Origin of the sequence: Cognataquiflexum nitidum, assembly GCF_022538055.1 — a bacterium.
Classification (GTDB): Bacteria; Bacteroidota; Bacteroidia; order Cytophagales; family Cyclobacteriaceae; genus Cognataquiflexum; species Cognataquiflexum nitidum.
In genome coordinates this window covers 58,937-77,253 of record NZ_JAKZAM010000026.1, presented here as the reverse complement: position 1 = coordinate 77,253, position 18,317 = coordinate 58,937, and the positions used below count along the sequence as shown (strand labels likewise).

The 18,317-nt window shown below is 39.8% G+C and carries 18 protein-coding genes; 13 read left to right on the top strand and 5 right to left on the bottom strand.

What is annotated here, in order from left to right; translation table 11 throughout:
- The first annotated feature begins 84 nt into the window (after positions 1–84).
- Entirely contained in the window at positions 85–951 is an 867-nt protein-coding gene (locus tag MMU07_RS16450; protein WP_336246203.1) for an ATP-binding protein, read from the top strand.
- A gap of 151 nt (positions 952–1,102) precedes the next feature.
- On the opposite strand, the gene MMU07_RS16445 is transcribed toward MMU07_RS16450, so the two are convergent.
- Positions 1,103–2,017 (bottom strand): LysR family transcriptional regulator, encoded by a 915-nt coding sequence (locus MMU07_RS16445; RefSeq protein ID WP_241127369.1) that lies wholly within the window; start codon positions 2,015–2,017, stop codon positions 1,103–1,105.
- Between the two features lie 96 nt (positions 2,018–2,113).
- Between MMU07_RS16445 and MMU07_RS16440 the strand changes: the two genes are divergently transcribed.
- The 3 genes from MMU07_RS16440 (at position 2,114) to MMU07_RS16430 (ending at position 4,156) form a co-directional block, all read left to right on the top strand.
- A complete protein-coding gene (locus MMU07_RS16440) occupies positions 2,114–2,602 on the top strand; it encodes a hypothetical protein (protein ID WP_241127367.1) in 489 nt (162 codons plus the stop codon).
- The gene (locus MMU07_RS16435; RefSeq protein WP_241127365.1) at positions 2,599–3,552 is read left to right on the top strand and encodes a sodium-dependent bicarbonate transport family permease; all 954 of its coding nucleotides are present in this window, start codon (positions 2,599–2,601) and stop codon (positions 3,550–3,552) included. Before MMU07_RS16440 ends, MMU07_RS16435 begins: the two co-directional genes overlap by 4 nt.
- Before the next feature lie 79 nt (positions 3,553–3,631).
- Positions 3,632–4,156 (top strand): hypothetical protein, encoded by a 525-nt coding sequence (locus tag MMU07_RS16430; RefSeq protein ID WP_241127363.1) that lies wholly within the window; start codon positions 3,632–3,634, stop codon positions 4,154–4,156.
- A 98-nt stretch (positions 4,157–4,254) separates the two neighbouring features.
- On the opposite strand, the gene MMU07_RS16425 is transcribed toward MMU07_RS16430, so the two are convergent.
- Positions 4,255–5,127 (bottom strand): SDR family oxidoreductase, encoded by an 873-nt coding sequence (locus MMU07_RS16425; protein WP_241127361.1) that lies wholly within the window; start codon positions 5,125–5,127, stop codon positions 4,255–4,257.
- A gap of 96 nt (positions 5,128–5,223) precedes the next feature.
- Between MMU07_RS16425 and MMU07_RS16420 the strand changes: the two genes are divergently transcribed.
- Positions 5,224–6,072, top strand: coding sequence for a hypothetical protein (locus tag MMU07_RS16420; protein ID WP_241127359.1), 849 nt, complete (start codon positions 5,224–5,226; stop codon positions 6,070–6,072).
- Positions 6,073–6,170: 98 nt separating this feature from the next.
- On the opposite strand, the gene ahcY is transcribed toward MMU07_RS16420, so the two are convergent.
- Together ahcY and MMU07_RS16410 are read right to left on the bottom strand one after the other, a co-directional pair.
- The gene (gene ahcY / locus MMU07_RS16415) at positions 6,171–7,490 is read right to left on the bottom strand and encodes an adenosylhomocysteinase (protein ID WP_241127357.1); all 1,320 of its coding nucleotides are present in this window, start codon (positions 7,488–7,490) and stop codon (positions 6,171–6,173) included.
- Between the two features lie 79 nt (positions 7,491–7,569).
- On the bottom strand, positions 7,570–8,325 hold the full coding sequence (locus tag MMU07_RS16410; RefSeq protein ID WP_241127355.1) for a biotin--[acetyl-CoA-carboxylase] ligase: 756 nt from the start codon (positions 8,323–8,325) through the stop codon (positions 7,570–7,572).
- A gap of 90 nt (positions 8,326–8,415) precedes the next feature.
- On the opposite strand from MMU07_RS16410, the gene rsfS reads away from it, so the two are divergent.
- The 4 genes from rsfS to MMU07_RS16390 all read left to right on the top strand — a co-directional run bounded on the left by rsfS (position 8,416) and on the right by MMU07_RS16390 (position 12,554).
- Positions 8,416–8,763 (top strand): ribosome silencing factor, encoded by a 348-nt coding sequence (gene rsfS, locus MMU07_RS16405; RefSeq protein ID WP_241127380.1) that lies wholly within the window; start codon positions 8,416–8,418, stop codon positions 8,761–8,763.
- Positions 8,764–8,823: 60 nt separating this feature from the next.
- The gene (gene ftsH, locus MMU07_RS16400) at positions 8,824–10,881 is read left to right on the top strand and encodes an ATP-dependent zinc metalloprotease FtsH (protein ID WP_241127353.1); all 2,058 of its coding nucleotides are present in this window, start codon (positions 8,824–8,826) and stop codon (positions 10,879–10,881) included.
- Positions 10,882–10,965: 84 nt separating this feature from the next.
- Positions 10,966–11,727: a UDP-2,3-diacylglucosamine diphosphatase gene (locus tag MMU07_RS16395; RefSeq protein ID WP_241127351.1), complete on the top strand. Its 762-nt coding sequence runs from the start codon at positions 10,966–10,968 to the stop codon at positions 11,725–11,727.
- A complete protein-coding gene (locus MMU07_RS16390) occupies positions 11,724–12,554 on the top strand; it encodes a hypothetical protein (RefSeq protein WP_241127349.1) in 831 nt (276 codons plus the stop codon). The genes MMU07_RS16395 and MMU07_RS16390 overlap by 4 nt, the downstream gene beginning before the upstream one ends.
- 59 nt (positions 12,555–12,613) lie before the next feature.
- Here the strand turns inward: MMU07_RS16390 and MMU07_RS16385 are convergent, their stop codons facing one another.
- On the bottom strand, positions 12,614–13,042 hold the full coding sequence (locus tag MMU07_RS16385; RefSeq protein ID WP_241127347.1) for an FKBP-type peptidyl-prolyl cis-trans isomerase: 429 nt from the start codon (positions 13,040–13,042) through the stop codon (positions 12,614–12,616).
- 217 nt (positions 13,043–13,259) lie between these two features.
- On the opposite strand from MMU07_RS16385, the gene MMU07_RS16380 reads away from it, so the two are divergent.
- From MMU07_RS16380 to MMU07_RS16365, 4 genes are all read left to right on the top strand, one after another.
- Positions 13,260–14,642 carry a sigma-54-dependent transcriptional regulator gene (locus tag MMU07_RS16380; protein ID WP_241127345.1) on the top strand — a complete coding sequence of 461 codons (1,383 nt, stop codon included), beginning with the start codon at positions 13,260–13,262 and terminating at the stop codon, positions 14,640–14,642.
- Positions 14,632–15,975 (top strand): sensor histidine kinase, encoded by a 1,344-nt coding sequence (locus MMU07_RS16375; protein WP_241127343.1) that lies wholly within the window; start codon positions 14,632–14,634, stop codon positions 15,973–15,975. Before MMU07_RS16380 ends, MMU07_RS16375 begins: the two co-directional genes overlap by 11 nt.
- Before the next feature lie 165 nt (positions 15,976–16,140).
- Positions 16,141–16,989 (top strand): UDP-2,3-diacylglucosamine diphosphatase, encoded by an 849-nt coding sequence (locus MMU07_RS16370; RefSeq protein ID WP_241127341.1) that lies wholly within the window; start codon positions 16,141–16,143, stop codon positions 16,987–16,989.
- A 1-nt stretch (position 16,990) separates the two neighbouring features.
- Complete coding sequence (locus tag MMU07_RS16365; RefSeq protein WP_241127339.1) at positions 16,991–18,148, top strand: glycosyltransferase family protein; 1,158 nt, start codon at positions 16,991–16,993, stop codon at positions 18,146–18,148.
- Positions 18,149–18,317: the final 169 nt, after the last annotated feature.

Sequence of the window (18,317 nt, the reverse complement as noted above, 5' to 3'; positions counted from 1 at the left end):
CGACACCTTGATCAAAAAGTCAGAAAATGTCCTCCAAAACCTCACTCATATAGCTAAATTACAACCTGAGTAGTTACCAAAAACATTTACGATGACTTCCCCGAATTAAAAATAGTATTTACGGGGTCATCCATGCTCGAAATCCTCAATGCCCGGGCGGATTTGAGCAGAAGGGCGATTATCTACCACATGCAGGGACTTTCATTTAGGGAATTTCTAAGTTTCCAGACAGGGCAGAATTTTGCTTCGACAACTTTACTAAACTTGATCGAAAATCACATTGAAATTGCCAGAGAAGTCAATTCAAAGCTCAAACCATTGGAGCATTTCCATCAATACCTGAGTTCGGGCTACTTTCCCTTTTTCAGGGAAGTACCGGAACTTTACCATCAGCGCTTGGAGGAAGTGGTCAATATGACTTTGGAAATTGAATTGCCACTGTTGAGAAAATTGGAAGTTTCCTACATTCCAAAAATCAAGCAATTGCTGCAGATCATTTCTGAATCGGTCCCCTTTATCCCCAATGTGAGTAAGCTGTGTGAGAGAATAGGAATCAATAGAAATACATTTATTGCCTACCTGTTTTTCTTGCAGGAAGCCCATATCACCAAAAACCTATACAAAGACATCAAGGGCATCACCCAACTTCAAAAACCTGACAAGGTTTACCTGGAAAACACGAATTTCCAATTTGCCTTTTCTCCGAAAAATGCCGATTTGGGAAATCTCCGAGAAACTTTCTTTGTCAATCAAATGGGACATGAACATACCGTAGAGTATATCGACAAGGGTTATTTTAGAATCAACAGGGAATATTCTTTTGAGGTGGGTGGCAAAAATAAAGCAGCAGAGCAGATTCAGGGAGTCAAAAACAACTTTATCGCTGCCGATGACATCGAATATGGTAATGACAAAAAAATTCCGCTTTGGTTGTTTGGGTTTTTGTATTGAAAAGATGATTATCACTATGAAAGATTTTTAGTGATAAAAAGGATAGTGATATTTATTTTGAAATGGGTTGGTAGGTAATTGGTCAATTGAAAATAAATATGGCAATAGGTGGTGTGATGGGCTATCAATCAGGTCTTTCAATTTCAAAAATTCAAATCCATTGAAAATTCGCCTTAATAATCCTGTTTTTCTGATCTTTGAGATACTCAAGGTAAGATTCAGCGACTGGGGAGAACTTTTTGTTTTTGAGGTAAATGAGGTTCCAGTTTGTAATAATCGGTAGGCCATCCACCGGGATTATCTTCAAATCGCCATTTTTAAGTTCATTTTTGATCCCGATGAGAGGCATTATTGAGCAACCTAACCCTGCAATGACTGCCTGTTTGACCGCTTCATTGGAAGTAAGCTCAAGTTTTTTGGTTACAGGGACGTTGTTACTTCGAAGATATCGCTCCATTGTAAGCCTTGTGCCTGATCCTAATTCTCTGTAAATCAATGTTATATGTTCAAAAATTTGTTTTCCTGAAACAGTATTTGGAATTTCAAAGTCCTTTCCAGCAACCAACAGCAGTTTGTTTTGCATCAATTCAACAGTTTCTATCTGTAAGGCTTCAGGTAAAATGGAAACAAGCGCAAAATCAATTTCGTTTTCATCCAAACTATTGACCACCATGGCTTTGTTGGTCACGTCAAGCTTGAGTTCAATGCCTGGATTTTTTCTTATGAAGTCTCCTAGAAAGTAAGGCATTACATATTTTCCGGTAGATACTACAGAGATTTTCAACCTTCCGGTGAGTTGGCCTTTAAAAGCCATCGTTTTGTAATTAATCGCATTTACCTGATCTACAATTCTCTCGGCTGCGATGGCTATTTCCTTACCAAAATCAGTCACATAGAGCTTTCTACCTACTACTTCTGTCAAGGGAATTTCAAATTGGTCTTGAAAATTCTTCAGTTGAATGGATACCGCCGGCTGCGTGAGATGAAGTTCCTCGCCGGCTTTTGTGATGCTTTCAGTCTGAGAAACCTTAAGAAAAACCTGTAATTGATGTAGCGTGTAATTCATAAATATTTTTAATGCTTTTTATTATAAATATAAATAAAAATATATGATATATACTCAAGATTTTTGTGCAAGGTTACAAAATTTTAAAAAGAAAATATGTCAAAAAAACTCTTTTTGCTCTGTCCTTTGATACACGGAGAGGTATATCTGCAAAAACGGTTCGGGAATGACTGCCTTTTCATGACAGCATTGGGATCTGTTTTCGATTTAGACAATCAAGCGTACGCGGATTCTATTATTCACCTTCTTCTTCATGAGGACATCACAGAAATATTTCATGTTCATGACATTGAATCCCCTCTTCTCACTTCCATTGTGAAGAAGGAGGATTTTTTCAATTCTTCCTCGCACCAGCTTTTGGATTCCCTTTATCGCGAAAATTACTATGAAATCACCCAAGAACCGAATAAAATAGCCTCACTCGCCCTGATCCACATGAAGCATCAGGTAAATCTAATTTTCCGGCATCCCAGACTATCCTCCATAATTATTGAAAATAAAATTGGTATTCAAGGTATACTATCCCAAATCACAAAAAGAAAATCAATACAATTTGATATCCAAATGGACTTTCAGAAATTATGAACTTTCAATTATTGATCGACAATTTCACAAATCCTGCACTGCTGTTTTTTATTTTGGGAATCATAGCTGTAAGGGTCAAGAGTGATCTCGAAATCCCCCAAAATTCTTCCAAATTCATTTCCTTATACTTGTTGTTTGCGATTGGATTTAAAGGAGGTCAGGAACTTGCCCATTCAGAGTTCAACATGGGAATAGTGTGGGCTGTTATTTTTGGGATAACTGCAGCCAGTCTGATTCCGCTCTATACTTTTTTTATTTTGAAAAGGAAACTGAGTATCGAAAACTCGGGTGCAATTGCGGCAGCTTACGGGTCGGTCTCGGCGGTGACATTTGTAACCGCGGTTTCATTTCTTGAAATCCAACAGCAAGCCTTCAGCGGCCACATGGTTGCCATAATGGCATTGATGGAAGCTCCTGCGATTATAATAGGCGTACTTTTGGTAAAATCCTTTGGTGAAACCAATGCCATGAAAATAAGAAAAGTGGTAAGCCATTCCTTTACAAATGGTTCTGTTTTGCTCATTCTGGGAAGCCTTATAATTGGTTTCTTGGCAAGTGAAAAAGAGGCAGAAGGAATCAAGCCATTTACCACAGATATTTTCAAAGGTTTCTTGGCGATTTTCCTTTTGGATATGGGAATTACAAGCGGAAAAAAACTCAAAGACTTCTTTGAATCGGGAAAGTTCACTACTGTGTTTGCTGTATTGGTACCTCTATTTAATGGTTGCTTGACTGCATTCTTGAGCGGTTTCATCACCTCTAATACCGGAGATAGATTTATGTTTGCCATTTTGGCTGCCTCTGCCTCTTATATCGCCGTGCCCGCTGCGATGAAAATCGCTGTTCCTAAAGCCAATCCAGGGATTTTCCTACCTATGGCATTGGCCGTTACTTTTCCTTTTAATATCACATTGGGGTTCCCGCTTTACTATATGGTAGCTTGTCTATGATTAAAAAAAATCCATCAAGATGTTTTGGCGGTTCTTAGTTTTAGATATCTTCGCTTATCACCCCAAGTTTATTTATTTCATGAAAAAGTCTTTCCAAAACATCAGTCTATTATTGCTAAGTCTATTTTTCAGTTTCCAAAGTTTTGCTCAGGTCGAGATTGACATTCAGGAAGCCGCTAAATCCTATTACAATGCCAAAATGTGTGATGATTATCAGACGCTATTGAAATTTACTTATCCTGATGTCATAGAAAAAGCAGGTGGTCCGGAGAATGTCATAAAAGCTCTTGAATTGATCCATGAAACCCAAAGAAAAAAAGGGTTTGTCTTACAGGAATTCAAAAGCAAACCACATATCCAACTGACCGAAACCGGTGAGGAGACCCATGCAATCGTACCGGTAACTACCATTTCGAAAGTTCCGGGTGGTAAGGTCATTACAGAAAGCCATATTATAGTAGTCGGCGTGGAAGAAAATACAAGATGGTACATCATTGAAACCACATCCCTTGATGACGGAAATATCAAAAAGGTTTTGGCAAGTTGGGACAATACCATGTTGCTTCCCTTCAAGAAAGCACCCATTTTTAAAGAAGACAAATAAGTAAAAACCAAAAAGACACCTTTGTTTAGGTGTCTTTTTGGTCTACAAGTTTCTGATCTTCCATTTTGCTTTCAGATAGCCCCAAATCACTTTGGGGCTCATGCTTTTTTTCCTCTTGAGGCTTCCATCATGTCCCACATTTCTTGCGGGATGGCGTCTAAGTTATTGAATTCACCTGCTCCCATGAGCCATTCTCCCCCATCTATCGTGATGACCTCTCCGTTGACATAGGCTGAATAATCGGATACAAGATAGGCGGCGATATTTGCCAATTCCTGATGGTCACCTACCCTTCCTACAGGGACTTTTTTGGCCGGGTCAAATTTCTTTACCAAGTCACCCGGTAGCAACCTACTCCAAGCTCCTTCAGTAGGAAATGGCCCAGGTGCAATGGCGTTTGACCTGATTTTGTATTTAGCCCACTCTACGGCAAGAGATCGGGTCATCGCCAAAACACCTGCTTTTGCTGCAGCACTAGGAACTACATATCCCGATCCAGTCCATGCATAGGTAGTTACAATATTCAGGAATGTTCCTGCCTGCTTTTCTTTGATCCAATATTTTCCAGCAGTCAAGGTCACATTGGAAGTACCTTTGAGCACTATGTCCAATACAGTGTTGAAAGCATTGGAAGAAAGTCTCTCCGTAGGGCTTATAAAATTTCCGGCGGCATTGTTAAGGACTACATCCACTTTTCCGAAATGGGCGACAGCGTCAGTCCACATTTTTTCGACCTGATCGATTTCTCTTACATCACAGGCTAGTGGCAGGACTTTTCCGCCTGTGGAAACTTCCATTTCTTTGGCGGTATTTTGGAGAACATCCAATTTTCTGCTTGTAATAATAAGGTTGGCTCCAAGTTTCAAAAAATATAGACCCATGGATTTTCCAAGGCCTGTACCTCCTCCGGTCACCAAAATGGTTTTTCCTTTTAAAGCACCATCTTTAAGCATTCCATCTGTATATGACATATTATTTTGGGATTAATTACCGTTGAAGATAGGGAATAGATCATCTAAAAAAAAGAGCTTTATCCATCTTCCCATTTTCATTTTTTTAACAAAACAATGGAATTAGATTTGCAAAAAGAAAAATATACAATGAAGAAACCCGGATTTTTTTTACTCTTTATAATGCTATGGTCCTGTTTTGGGGATGTAGATAAGGACATCAGTACTGATTTACAGTTTGAGGGTATTGAAATTTTCGGGGTTTCACTTTCCCTTGAGGAATCTCTCTTTTTTCCATTCCAAACCATTGATTATTACCGCCTTGCCGAAAGCCTCGAAATACCTGGCTGTCCGGATGTCACCATTGATGAAAACTTAAAAAAAGTTACTTTGGCTTTTTCTGTGAAGAAAGAATGCGTCAATAACCTTTATGCTCCAAGATCAGGAAAAATCCATCTTCAGTATATTTCCAACTCAATCGTGGAGTCTACTGTGAGGATGGAATATGAAGATTATTCTGTCAGGGGAATAAAAATCGAAGGATTCAGGGAATTTAAGCGTGCTAATATTTTACTTAATCCAAACCGGAGAACAGAATCTTTTCAGGATCTTTTTATCATTGATGGAAATAAATCCTCTACCAGAATAACCGGGAATTATACCCACCAATTGATAGTCTTGAACGGGATTTTGACGGGATTTTCAAGTACCGGAGATATAGAAGGGAGAAATATTGCCGGTAGATCAGTCAGAATGACACAAACAGTAGCCAAGAGCTATAATATAAATTGTATAAAAAACGGCTTCTTATTGCCAGGGCAAGGGTCGGAAAATTGGGGGTTCTTTAGAAATGAATCACAAGCTACAAACCACAGATTGGTCTATACTTTAGAAAATCAATGTAATTCTATTGCCACGATTACTTTGGAAGATGGTCGCTTGATGGTTTTCAGACTTGCTGAATGAGTTTCTTTTTTGGCTTGTAGCCCATGATTACCCCGATAGCAAAATAAAAAGCCTTCAGAATCTCTCCTGAAGGCTTTTTTATAAAATTTTGAAACAAATCAATACCTATAATATTCAGGTTTGAACGGTCCGTTTTCGGTAACACCGATGTAAGCTGCCTGATCTGGCGTCAAGGTATCCAATTCCACGCCCAATTTGGCTAGGTGCAAAGCTGCTACTTTTTCATCAAGATGCTTTGGCAATACATAAACACCCGGCTCATACTGATCGGTATTCATCCAAAGTTCGAGTTGCGCCAAAGTCTGATTGCTGAATGAATTGGACATCACAAAAGACGGATGACCTGTGGCACAGCCAAGATTCACCAATCTTCCTTCAGCAAGGACGATGATCTCTTTTCCTTCTACAGTGTAAAGGTCAACCTGTGGTTTGATGACATCTTTGGTATGACCATAGTTTTTATTCAACCAAGCCATATCGATTTCGTTGTCAAAATGGCCGATGTTACAGACGATGGCTTTGTCCTTCATAGAAAGGAAATGTTCCTTGGTGATGATGTCTTTGTTGCCTGTAGCAGTGACTACGATGTCCGCTTCCTTCACCGCATCCACCATTCTTTTGACGGCAAAACCGTCCATTGCGGCCTGCAAGGCACATATCGGATCAATTTCAGTAACGATCACCCTTGCTCCTGCACCTTTCAATGAAGCTGCGGATCCTTTTCCAACATCACCATAACCTGCCACAACGGCAACTTTTCCAGCCATCATGATATCTGTAGCTCTTCTGATGGCATCTACCAATGATTCTTTACAGCCATATTTGTTATCAAATTTTGACTTGGTAACAGAATCATTGACATTGATTGCAGGCATAGGAAGTGTACCGTTTTTCATTCTTTCATAAAGCCTGTGTACACCGGTAGTGGTTTCTTCAGAAAGCCCTTTGATTCCGGCTACCAATTCAGGATAGTTATCCAACACCATGTTGGTAAGGTCACCACCGTCATCCAGGATCATATTCAATGGTTTTTTATCTTCGCCGAAGAAAATCGTCTGCTCAATGCACCAATCAAATTCCTCAGCAGTCATTCCTTTCCAGGCGTATACCGAAATACCTGCTGCTGCAATCGCCGCTGCTGCATGGTCCTGGGTTGAAAAAATATTACATGAAGACCAGGTAACTTCAGCTCCCAAAGCAGTCAAAGTCTCTATCAAAACAGCAGTCTGAATAGTCATGTGAAGACATCCTGCAATTCTTGCGCCTTTCAAAGGTTGAGAAGGGCCATATTCCTCTCTGATAGCCATCAAACCAGGCATCTCGGCTTCCGCCAATTTAATTTCTTTCCTTCCCCAAGCGGCAAGGGAAATGTCTTTCACCTTGTATTGGACAAATTTTTCTGACTTAATTTCAGACATAGTAGTATGATTTAATAAATTGAATTTCAGTTTGAAAGTGCAAAGTTAGGGTTTTTGTACCCAAAATAAAATTTGCTTTCTACAAGAAAGCGACTTCTTTCAATCCATAGAAGCATTGGCTCCCGTCTCTTTTTTCGATATTGATTTTCCCGTTTTCATCGATCCCATTTATTTTACCTTCAAAAATTCCAACATCACTATAGGTACTCCATTCACCCAATCTGTATAAATAGCTCAGGTATTCGGTCTTGATCTTATTGAATTCTCTCTTTTTCAAAGCAATGTATCTTCTTTCGATGCCTGCTACAAGGAGCCGTACTATTTCCCATCTATCCAGATTTTGCCCTGTAAGTAATTTCAGTGAGGTCACTTTGGGAATGTCAAAAGAAGTTTGGTTGATATTTAGCCCGATTCCAATCACTGAATGTTCAATGCCTTTTTGGTTGATGATGTTCTCTATAAGAATACCACCTACTTTGCCATCTTTAAGATGGAGGATGTCATTGGGCCATTTGATTTTCATATCCTTGGAATAATCAGAAAGCAATTCCACAACAGACAAACTGATAATCATATTGAGGTAAAATTGTTCTGAAGGCACCAAAAAATTAGGCTGCAATACGAGTGAAAAAGTAATGTTCATTCCCCCATGGGACAGCCAAATATTTCCTCTTTGACCCCTTCCTTTGGTTTGGTTGTCTGTTATGACGATACTTCCTTCTGCTATTTCCCGTCTGCGTAATCTTTCAAGCGCTTCATCATTAGTTGAATGACACTCTGTCAGGTAAATGACATCTTTACCAAGAAATACCGTGTTGGCAAGGATTTTATACATCTCAAATTAGCTAATTTGGAAAGCAAAGAAGAAATTTGTTAGTTATTTCCCTTTTGAAAATTTAAATTGTAAAATTACTGTAAATAAATGATGACAGCAGAAGCGCTGAGCAAAATAATTGTAAAAGGAATGCAGGAGAAAAAAGCTTCCAATATTGTAGTAATGGATTTAAGAGGTGTAAAGAATGCTTTCACTGATTTTTTTGTTATCTGCTCAGGAAACTCCGATACTCAAATCGAAGCAATATCTGACTCGGTCGAGGAAGTTACCCAAAATTTCAAAGAAAAACCATGGAGAAATGAGGGTAGGCAAAACAATCAGTGGATACTGATGGATTATGTCAATGTAGTAGCCCATATTTTCCTTAAAGAACAGAGGGAGTTTTATGGTTTGGAAGAATTGTGGGGAGATGCTAAAATCAAAAAAATTGAATCTTAAAGTCAGTTTAAACTTTAGGTAGCTAGAATCGTTTTTAAAAAAAGTTTGAAATAAAAAATAATGGCTGATAACAAGAAGAGTAAGAATTTCATGCCCAAAACACCTGATAAGCCTAATTTCCAGCTTTGGCTGATCATTACGGCTGTGATTGTGCTGGTTGGAATTACCTGGTTCAACCAGAGAAATACCGTAATAAATATTACAAAAAGCAGGTTTGAAGACATTTACCTAGCCAATGATGTAGCCAAGGTGATGATAATCAGAAACCAAAACAGGATCGATGTGACCCTGAAGGAGGCTGCGCTTCAAAACGAAAAATATAAAAGTGAACTTGAGGCAAATAGCCCATTTTTCAATCCCATAGGACCGCACTATTCTATAGAAGTTGCCAGTGCGGAAAAATTTGAAAAAGATTTTGAGGAGTTGGAAAGTAAGGTTCCCGAATCACAGCGCATCGGGTACAATGTAAAAAATGAAGAAAGTTGGTCCAATTGGTTTGGAAGCTTTGGATTTTTGATTATTCTATTCATTTTCTTCTGGATCATGATGAGGAGAATGTCAGGTCCAAGTGGTCCAGGTGGACAGATTTTCAATGTCGGCAAATCAAAAGCACAACTTTTTGATGCAGAAAACAAGGTCAAAATAACTTTTGACAATGTGGCAGGTCTGGATGAAGCCAAAGAAGAGATTCAAGAAATCGTAGAATTCCTAAAAAACCCAGGAAAATTCACCAAACTAGGTGGTAAAATCCCCAAAGGAGCCCTTTTGGTAGGCCCTCCGGGAACAGGGAAAACCCTTTTAGCCAAAGCGGTAGCGGGCGAAGCAGGAGTTCCATTCTTTACCTTGTCAGGCTCTGACTTTGTGGAGATGTTTGTCGGTGTAGGAGCTGCTAGGGTTAGGGATTTGTTTAAGCAAGCCAAGGAAAAAGCACCTTGTATCATCTTTATTGATGAAATAGACGCCATTGGAAGATCGAGAGGAAAAGGTCAAATGCCTGGATCCAATGATGAAAGGGAAAATACGCTTAACTCACTCCTTGTTGAAATGGACGGTTTTGGTACTGATTCAGGTGTAATCGTCCTTGCTGCGACCAATAGACCGGACGTCCTGGACAGTGCCTTGTTGAGACCGGGAAGATTTGACAGACAGATCAGTATAGACAAACCGGATATAGTGGGAAGAGAAGCTATTTTCAAGGTTCACCTTGCCCCGATTAAAACTGGAGATGACATCGATCCAAAAAAACTTGCTGCCCAAACACCGGGGTTTGCAGGTGCTGAAATCGCGAATGTATGTAACGAAGCAGCCCTAATAGCAGCTAGAAGAAGCAAAACAGCTGTGGACATGCAGGATTTCCAAGATGCCATAGATAGGGTAATCGGTGGTCTTGAAAAGAAAAACAAAATCATTTCTCCTGAAGAAAAGAAAATTGTTGCTTACCACGAAGCCGGTCACGCAGTAGCGGGATGGTTCCTAGAACATGCAGATCCATTGGTCAAAGTCAGTATTGTCCCAAGAGGGATTGCAGCATTAGGTTATGCCCAATACCTTCCAAAAGAACAATTCCTGTATCAAACGGAGCAATTGATAGATGAAATGTGTATGACACTTGGAGGAAGGGCTGCTGAAGAGATTATATTCAGCAAAATCTCCACCGGGGCATTGAGCGACTTAGAAAGGGTCACAAAGATGGCATATTCTATGGTTTCGGTATATGGTATGAATGACAAAATCGGAAATGTTTCCTTCTACGACAGCAAATCTGCTGATTACAGAATGACAAAACCTTATTCTGAAACTACCGCCGAAACCATTGATGAAGAAGTACGGAAGTTGGTAGCTTCAGCATATGAGAGAACAAAAACTTTGCTCCGAGGAAAGAAAGAAGAACTCGAAACCTTGGCTAAAGAGTTGCTCGAAAAAGAAATCCTTTTCCAATCCGACCTTGAAAATCTTATAGGAAAAAGGCCCTTTGCAAAAGAAACTACCTATGAGGCATATACCAAAAAGGCAGATAAAAAAGATGCCATTGCTGCAAAATCCGAAGAAAACGGAAATGGAAAAGCAGGTCACAATGATGACAAAGAACCACTTAAAGTGGAAGAAACTGAGGATTAACACAAAATAATACCCCAATAAAAAGCCTCCGATTTGGAGGCTTTTTTATTTTACTGTTACCTTTACCGCATTCTTAACAACCACATGAATCTTAAACTTCTAGAAAAAAAGATTTTTTTTGCTTCTGATTTTCATTTAGGAGCACCTGATGCGAAAAGCAGCAGTGAACGTGAGAAAAGAATAGTCAGATGGCTCAATTTAATCGAAGACGATGCGGCAGCAATATTTTTGGTGGGTGATATTTTTGATTTTTGGTTTGAATATAAACAAGTGGTTCCAAAAGGGTTCATCAGATTTATCGGGAAAATCGCCGACCTGAGAGAAAAAAACATTCCCATTTTCTTTTTTACCGGCAATCATGACCTTTGGATGAAGGACTATTTTACAAAGGAATTGGGTATCCCCGTTATTCACCATCCCATAGAATTGACAGTTGAAAAAAGTAAATTCCTTGTTGGACATGGAGACGGGCTAGGTCCAGGTGACCATTCCTATAAAATATTAAAAAAGTTTTTTACCAATCCTGTTTGTCAGTGGGCATTCAGGTGGCTACATCCCGACATAGGCGTTTGGATTGCAAACAAATGGTCAAGCAGAAGCAGAATCACCAATGTGGCCAAAAATGAAAGCGAGTTCAAAGGAGATGATGAGTGGCTTTGGGCCTATTGCAAACAGGTAGAGCAGAGCAAGCATTTTGACTACTATATCTTCGGTCACAGGCACCTGCCTCTTGACCTACCTGTTGGCAACAAATCCCGATATTTCAACCTAGGTGAATGGGTCAACCATTATACTTATGGGGTTTTTGATGGCAAGGAATTCCAAATCAAAAAATTTGAATTTTGAAAATCCGGCTGGTCATATTGACAATTCTATTGGCGATTGGGCAGGAAGCTTTTTCCCAGGATTCAGCATGGGTCGATTTTGAAGTGATCAATTTTCCCAAAATGGACAAAGTTTCCCTGGACAATCAGGGATTTATTTTTGTATCAGATCTTGAAGGCAATCTGTATCAATTCAACAAATCAGGGAAAGTCATCAATAATTTTTCCCCACACAGACAAGGTAGAATCAGCCAATTAGAAGCCGGGTGGACGATAAATATTTTCACTTTTTCCATCGACTTGCAGGAATACAGGATTTTGGACAGGTTTATCAATCCCGTTGCCGAAAACAGGATTCCTTTGAATCTGATCACGCTTGCCAAAGCTGCCACACTGGGCAACAACAACATCATATGGGTATTTGATGAAGCTGATCTTTCTCTCAAGCAATTTGACTATATGAGAAATGAAATAATTCAGCTTCAGCCATTAAACCTGATCCTGGACAGGTCCTCTCTCGATATCACGGGGATGAGGGAATACCAAAATCTCCTTTTTCTAAACATAAAAGGCGAGGGAGTATTTATCTTGGACAATCAAGGAAACCTAATCAAGAAAACCCAAGCTTTGCCTACTCAAAATTTTGGGTTTTGGAAAAACAGATTAATTTTCATCGAAAAGGAAAAAGTTATTTCAATGGACTTCCAATCCGAAAAACAGGAAACTTTTCCGCTGCCGGATGATTTTAAGCCTCAAGGAATATTGGTAAATCAACAGGTCGTTTTGCTGTTTGATGCTACCCAGATCAGGATTTACCAAAAAAGCAAAACCCCGCTTAAAGGACAATAAAAAAGGAAGTCAAGAATTTTTGTTCCTGCCTTCCCTTTTAGATTATTCCATTTATTGAATTACCCTATTTCTACCAAAGTAATTTCAAAAATAAGGTCTTCACCAGCCAAGGGGTGGTTGGCATCCAAAACAACTTTTTCTTCGTCCACATGTACAACTTTCACCGGAACAGGCTGTCCTGCCTGATTCTGAAGGGAAAGCTCCATTCCGATTTCGGGCTTGATATCTGCAGGAACCTGATCCATAGGGATATCGATCATCATATCAGCTCTTTTTTCGCCATATGCCTCTAAAGAAGGAATAGTGACACTTTTCATCTCTCCGATTGCCATTCCATACACGGCGGCATCAAATCCTTTGATCATATTTCCATCACCGAGTACAAAACCCAAAGGTTCTCTGTTGGATGAAGAATCGAATACGGTTCCGTCTGTAAGTCTTCCAGTGTAATGTACTTTTACAGCGTTTCCTTTGGTTGCAACTGACATAATTATATCGTTTTTTTTAGAATCGTCAAAGGTAAGACTTTTTGTAAGGGATCAAAAACCAAATTAAGCATTAGTCGGACAGTGTCCGTTATTGTGATGCATGTGTCCAAAAATGAACATAATCTTACTATATTTACTGCTCTGATTGTATCAAAAGGTGATTTTGATTGATGGCATCATTTTCTCATCAAGGTTTTTAAGAAACAATCCAAACAACATGGAAAACCAACAACTAGGAAAAATCCTGATCATAGATGACAATGAAGATTTGCTCTTTGCGGCAAAAATGTTTCTTAAAAAACATGCAAAAGAAGTTACCATTGAAAAAGATCCACGTCGTATTCCATTTTTGGTCAATAACAATTCCTTTGATGTGATCCTGTTGGATATGAACTTCACGGATGATACTACTTCAGGCAAAGAGGGATTTCATTGGCTCAAGCAGATCAAAGAGATCGATCCGAAAGCAGTGGTTATTTTAATTACTGCTTTTGGAGATGTAGAGATGGCTGTGCGTGCACTTAAGGAAGGTGCTACGGATTTTATCTTAAAACCTTGGCAGAATGAAAAGCTCCTTGCCACGCTGACTGCAGCGTCCCGGTTAAAGGAAAGCTACAATCAGGTCGAAAAACTTTCCACCAAACAAAAACAGCTTCAGTCTGAACTCAAAAAACCTTATGCGGATATTATCGGAGCAAGTGCTTCGATGAAAAATATATTCTCTATCATCGACAAAGTAGCGCAGACCGATGCCAATATTTTGATTTTGGGAGAAAACGGCACAGGAAAGGAATTGATTGCGAGGGCAATTCACGACAGGTCAAACAGGAAAGATGAGATTTTTGTGGGGGTGGACATGGGATCGATTACAGAAACACTTTTTGAAAGTGAGCTTTTTGGACATAAACGAGGAGCTTTTACGGATGCCAAAGACGATAGGGCAGGCAGGTTTGAAATCGCAGACAACGGTACCCTTTTCTTGGATGAAATCGGAAACCTCAGCATGCCACTGCAATCAAAACTTTTGACAGTATTGCAGAGAAGAGAGGTAACTCGAATCGGTTCCAATAAGGCAATACCCATTGATATCAGACTGATTTGCGCTACCAATATGCCGGTACATGAGATGGTGATGGACAATACTTTCAGGCAAGATTTATTGTATAGGATCAATACCGTGGAGATTTTCCTTCCGCCGCTCCGTGAAAGACAGGATGATATCCCTACACTCGCCAACCATTTCCTGAAATCCTATTCCCACAAATACCGCAAAGACTTCAAAGGTTTTACCCCTTCAGGACTTCAGCTTCTACAGAAATACAATTGGCCGGGAAATATCCGTGAGCTACAGCATGCCATCGAAAGGGCCATCATCATGGCAGAGGGGGATATGCTGGACAGCCGGGATTTCTTTTTTCTTTCCGCCAAGCCTACCAATGAAAAAATTGCTGCCACGGCTACTTATAATCTTGATGAAATGGAAAAAAGCACTATTCAGAGAGCCATAGACAAAAACGGAGGCAACATCTCCAAAGCCGCAAAAGAGCTTGGGTTGACCCGAGCTTCTTTGTACAGAAGATTAGAAAAATATGGATTATAAAGTCGGTCTGCTTGGGAGAATTCTCCTCTTGGCGGTTTCTTTGTTTTTGCTTTCCTATTTCATTCTAAATGGGGCAGGAGTTTTTGCCATTTCCCTGTTTATAATTTTGGTTTTGGCCCAAATTATTTTCCTTTTGGGGTATGCCGAAAGTTCCTTCAAAAAAGTCCGTCAGTTTCTCAACAATATCAAACAGGACAACTATTCCAATGTCTATCCAGTCAAGTTTGACGGGACAGACACAGACGATTTACACATAGAATTCAATGCCATACTCGCCAAACTGAAGGAAGACCAAGCAGAGAAAGAAGCCAATTACCAATATTTCCGCTCTGTCTTTCAACACCTTAGTATAGGATTGATCACTTTCGATGAAGAAGGCAAGGTACAGATCGTCAATACTGCAGCCAAAAGAATGCTGAGCATACAGCAATTAGGAAACATTGCAGAAATTGAAAAAATCAACAAAGAACTCCATATTGCAATTCATACTTTAAGGACGGGAGGAAGCGAGCTGATCAAAATCGCCCATCCTGATGGGATCATGCAGTTGTCAGTATATGTGATCGAACTTGTCCTGAGGGATGTCAAATTCAAACTGGTATCCCTGCAGAATATCCAAAGTGAACTGGAAGAAAAGGAAATGGAAGCTTGGCAGAACCTTGTCCGCGTCCTGACCCACGAAATCATGAACAGCATTGCCCCGATTTCCTCCTTGGCCTCCACTGTAAAAGGAGACATAGAATCGAAAATCGACGCCAACGCCCCTGTTGAAGCAAGTGACTTAGAGGATTACCTGATGGCTATCTCCACGATTGAAAAGCGGAGTGAGGGCATGATCAATTTTGTCAGCGATTTCAGAAGCCTTGCCCATATCCCAACACCAAAATTTCAGGCTATTCGCTTGAAACTTCTTTTTGACCAGTTGGAAGTGTTGCTTCAAAACCAATTCGACAACAAGGAAATCCAATTCCTAAAACTTGTGGATCCACAGGATTTGATTCTGTTCGGAGATCAGACGTTAATTGAGCAGGTGCTGATCAATCTGATCCAAAATGCCATTCAGGCCGTAGAAGATACAGCGACAAGGACTATAAGTTTGAAGGCCTTCATCGATGAATCCGGAAAAATCATCATCGAAATCAGGGACAGCGGCAAAGGGATCGAAGAAGAAGCTTTGGGAAAAATTTTTATTCCATTTTTTACCACAAAAAAGAAAGGCTCAGGTATCGGTCTAAGCCTTTCAAAGCAGATTATGCGCAGGCATAAAGGCAATATCCAAGTCAAGTCCAAGCTTGGGGAAGGATCTACTTTCAAGCTGATTTTTAATGCCTAATGAATTCACCTCTTAAGTTTTTATCACTTTCATTAGGAATTTTAACCTCCAATTAACCTTGCTTTTACATTCAAAGGACTTATAGTCAAAATCATATCATTTTCATAACATACTTTTCACAGCTAGTTTATAAGCGTTTTTTAGATTTGGGAAAAACAAATCCATTTGAAAACCAATTTTAAAACTATCGTCATCTCAGACGTGCATCTTGGCACTAAGGGATCTAAGGCCAAGGAGGTGGCACGGTTTCTCAAGCAATATACTTGTGAAAACCTCATCCTCAACGGGGACATTATCGACGGCTGGCAGCTCAGAAAGTCCGGCTCCTGGAAGCGGAAACATACCAGGTTTTTCAACAGAATGCTCAAAATGATAGAGAAAGACCATACCAAGGTCTATTACCTTAGAGGCAATCATGATGACTTTTTGGATCAGATTCTTCCCCTTCAGATAGGAAATCTTTCTATCCAAGCGGACATGATTTATGAAAGCTGCGGAAAGAAATTTTTTATCACCCACGGGGATATTTTTGACAGCATCACGACCGATCTAAGATGGATAGCCTATCTCGGTGATGTGGGCTACACTTTCCTTCTTTGGCTCAACAGGCTGGTCAATTACCACAGGAGAAAAAGAGGATTACCTTACTTTTCATTGAGTCAATATGTCAAGGGTAAGGTGAAAACTGCCGTGGCTTATGTAGATCAATATGAAGAAGAATTGGCAAAAATGGCCAAATCCAAAGGTTGTGACGGAATCATCTGTGGCCATATCCACAAAGCCGAAAACAGAATCATTGATGGCATCACCTACCTCAACTCAGGGGATTGGGTGGAGACTATGAGTGCTTTGGCAGAAGATCATGACGGTAACTGGCAGTTGATTTTCTACAATGAAATTGATTTCAGGATAAGGCCACAACATTCAGAAACTCCGGTAGAAATAATTCCCGAAATGAAATTGGTGGCTTTCAATAAGTTCGAGGGTGATTTCAAACTTCCCAATTTCTTCTAAATTGAAATTCCTATTTATAGTCCAAGGAGAAGGCCGTGGTCATATGACACAGGCAATCTCTATGTCCCAAATGCTCGGGGATTTGGGACATGATGTCAGCGCGGTTTGCATCGGAAAAAGCAAGAGGCGGGAAATCCCGGAATTTGTCACAAAAAACATCAAGGCACCAATATGCCTTTTTGAGAGTCCGAATTTCGTAACAGATAAAACCCAAAAATCCATTAACCTTTCCAAAACCATTTGGCAAAACCTATTAAAAACCAAGACTTTTAATAAAAGTCTCAAGCAAATTGACCAATTGGTAAAAAAGCACCAACCGGATGTCATTTTGAATTTCTATGATATTCTTGGAGGAATATACAATGCCTTTTACCGACCCGATTGTCAGTTTTGGGTGATTGGCCACCAATACCTGATCCAACATCCAGATTTTCCATTTGCCCCGGGCCAACCCGTCCAAAAACTGCTTTTCAAGATCAATACCCATATCACTTCCCTTCGTGCGGATTTGCTTTTGGCACTTTCCTTCAGACCTATGCCGGAACACCAAATCCACAATTTGCATGTGCTACCACCTTTATTGAGAAAAGAGGTCAGAAATCTCAACACCACCCAAGGCGACTTTTTCCTGGCCTATATGGTCAATCCCGGGTATGTAGAGGAAGTGATTTCAGAAGCCAAAAACAATCCTGAAATCCAAATTGAAGCCTTTTGGGATAAGAAAGACGAACCGATTTTCCAAAAGCCCTTACCCAATCTTACCATCCATATGGTGGATGATGAATTGTTTTTGGAGAAAATGGCAACCTGCAGAGGTTTACTTTCCACAGCAGGATTTGAGTCCGTGTGCGAAGCCATGTATCTGGGAAAGCAAGTCTTGATGGTTCCGGTCAAAGGCCAATATGAACAGGCATGCAATGCCATTGATGCACAAATCTCCGGCGTGGGAACCATTGGAAACAAATTTGATATCAGTAAATTGGCAGATGCATTGGGAAGTGCTGAAGCTCAAAAAGAAATGAATCGGGAATGGGTAGATAGCTTTAAAACAAGATTTGCGCATGTTTCAAACAAATCATTTAAAAAAGAATACGAAGCGAATACTTTTTCTCCAGAAATAAGTAAAGGATCTAAACCTGTAAACCCATCTTTCTCTTGACATAGTCTGAAATTTCAATAATTCTTTAGAAATCAAGAATACTTTTCAATCAAGAAAGGAATTTTTAAAAAACAGTTCGGCTGATAAAGTTTGATTTAAAACGATTGCGGTAAAAAAACTTCTAAAAATAGTCCTATATAAACGTTTTTCTTGAACCAAGAAACCCAAA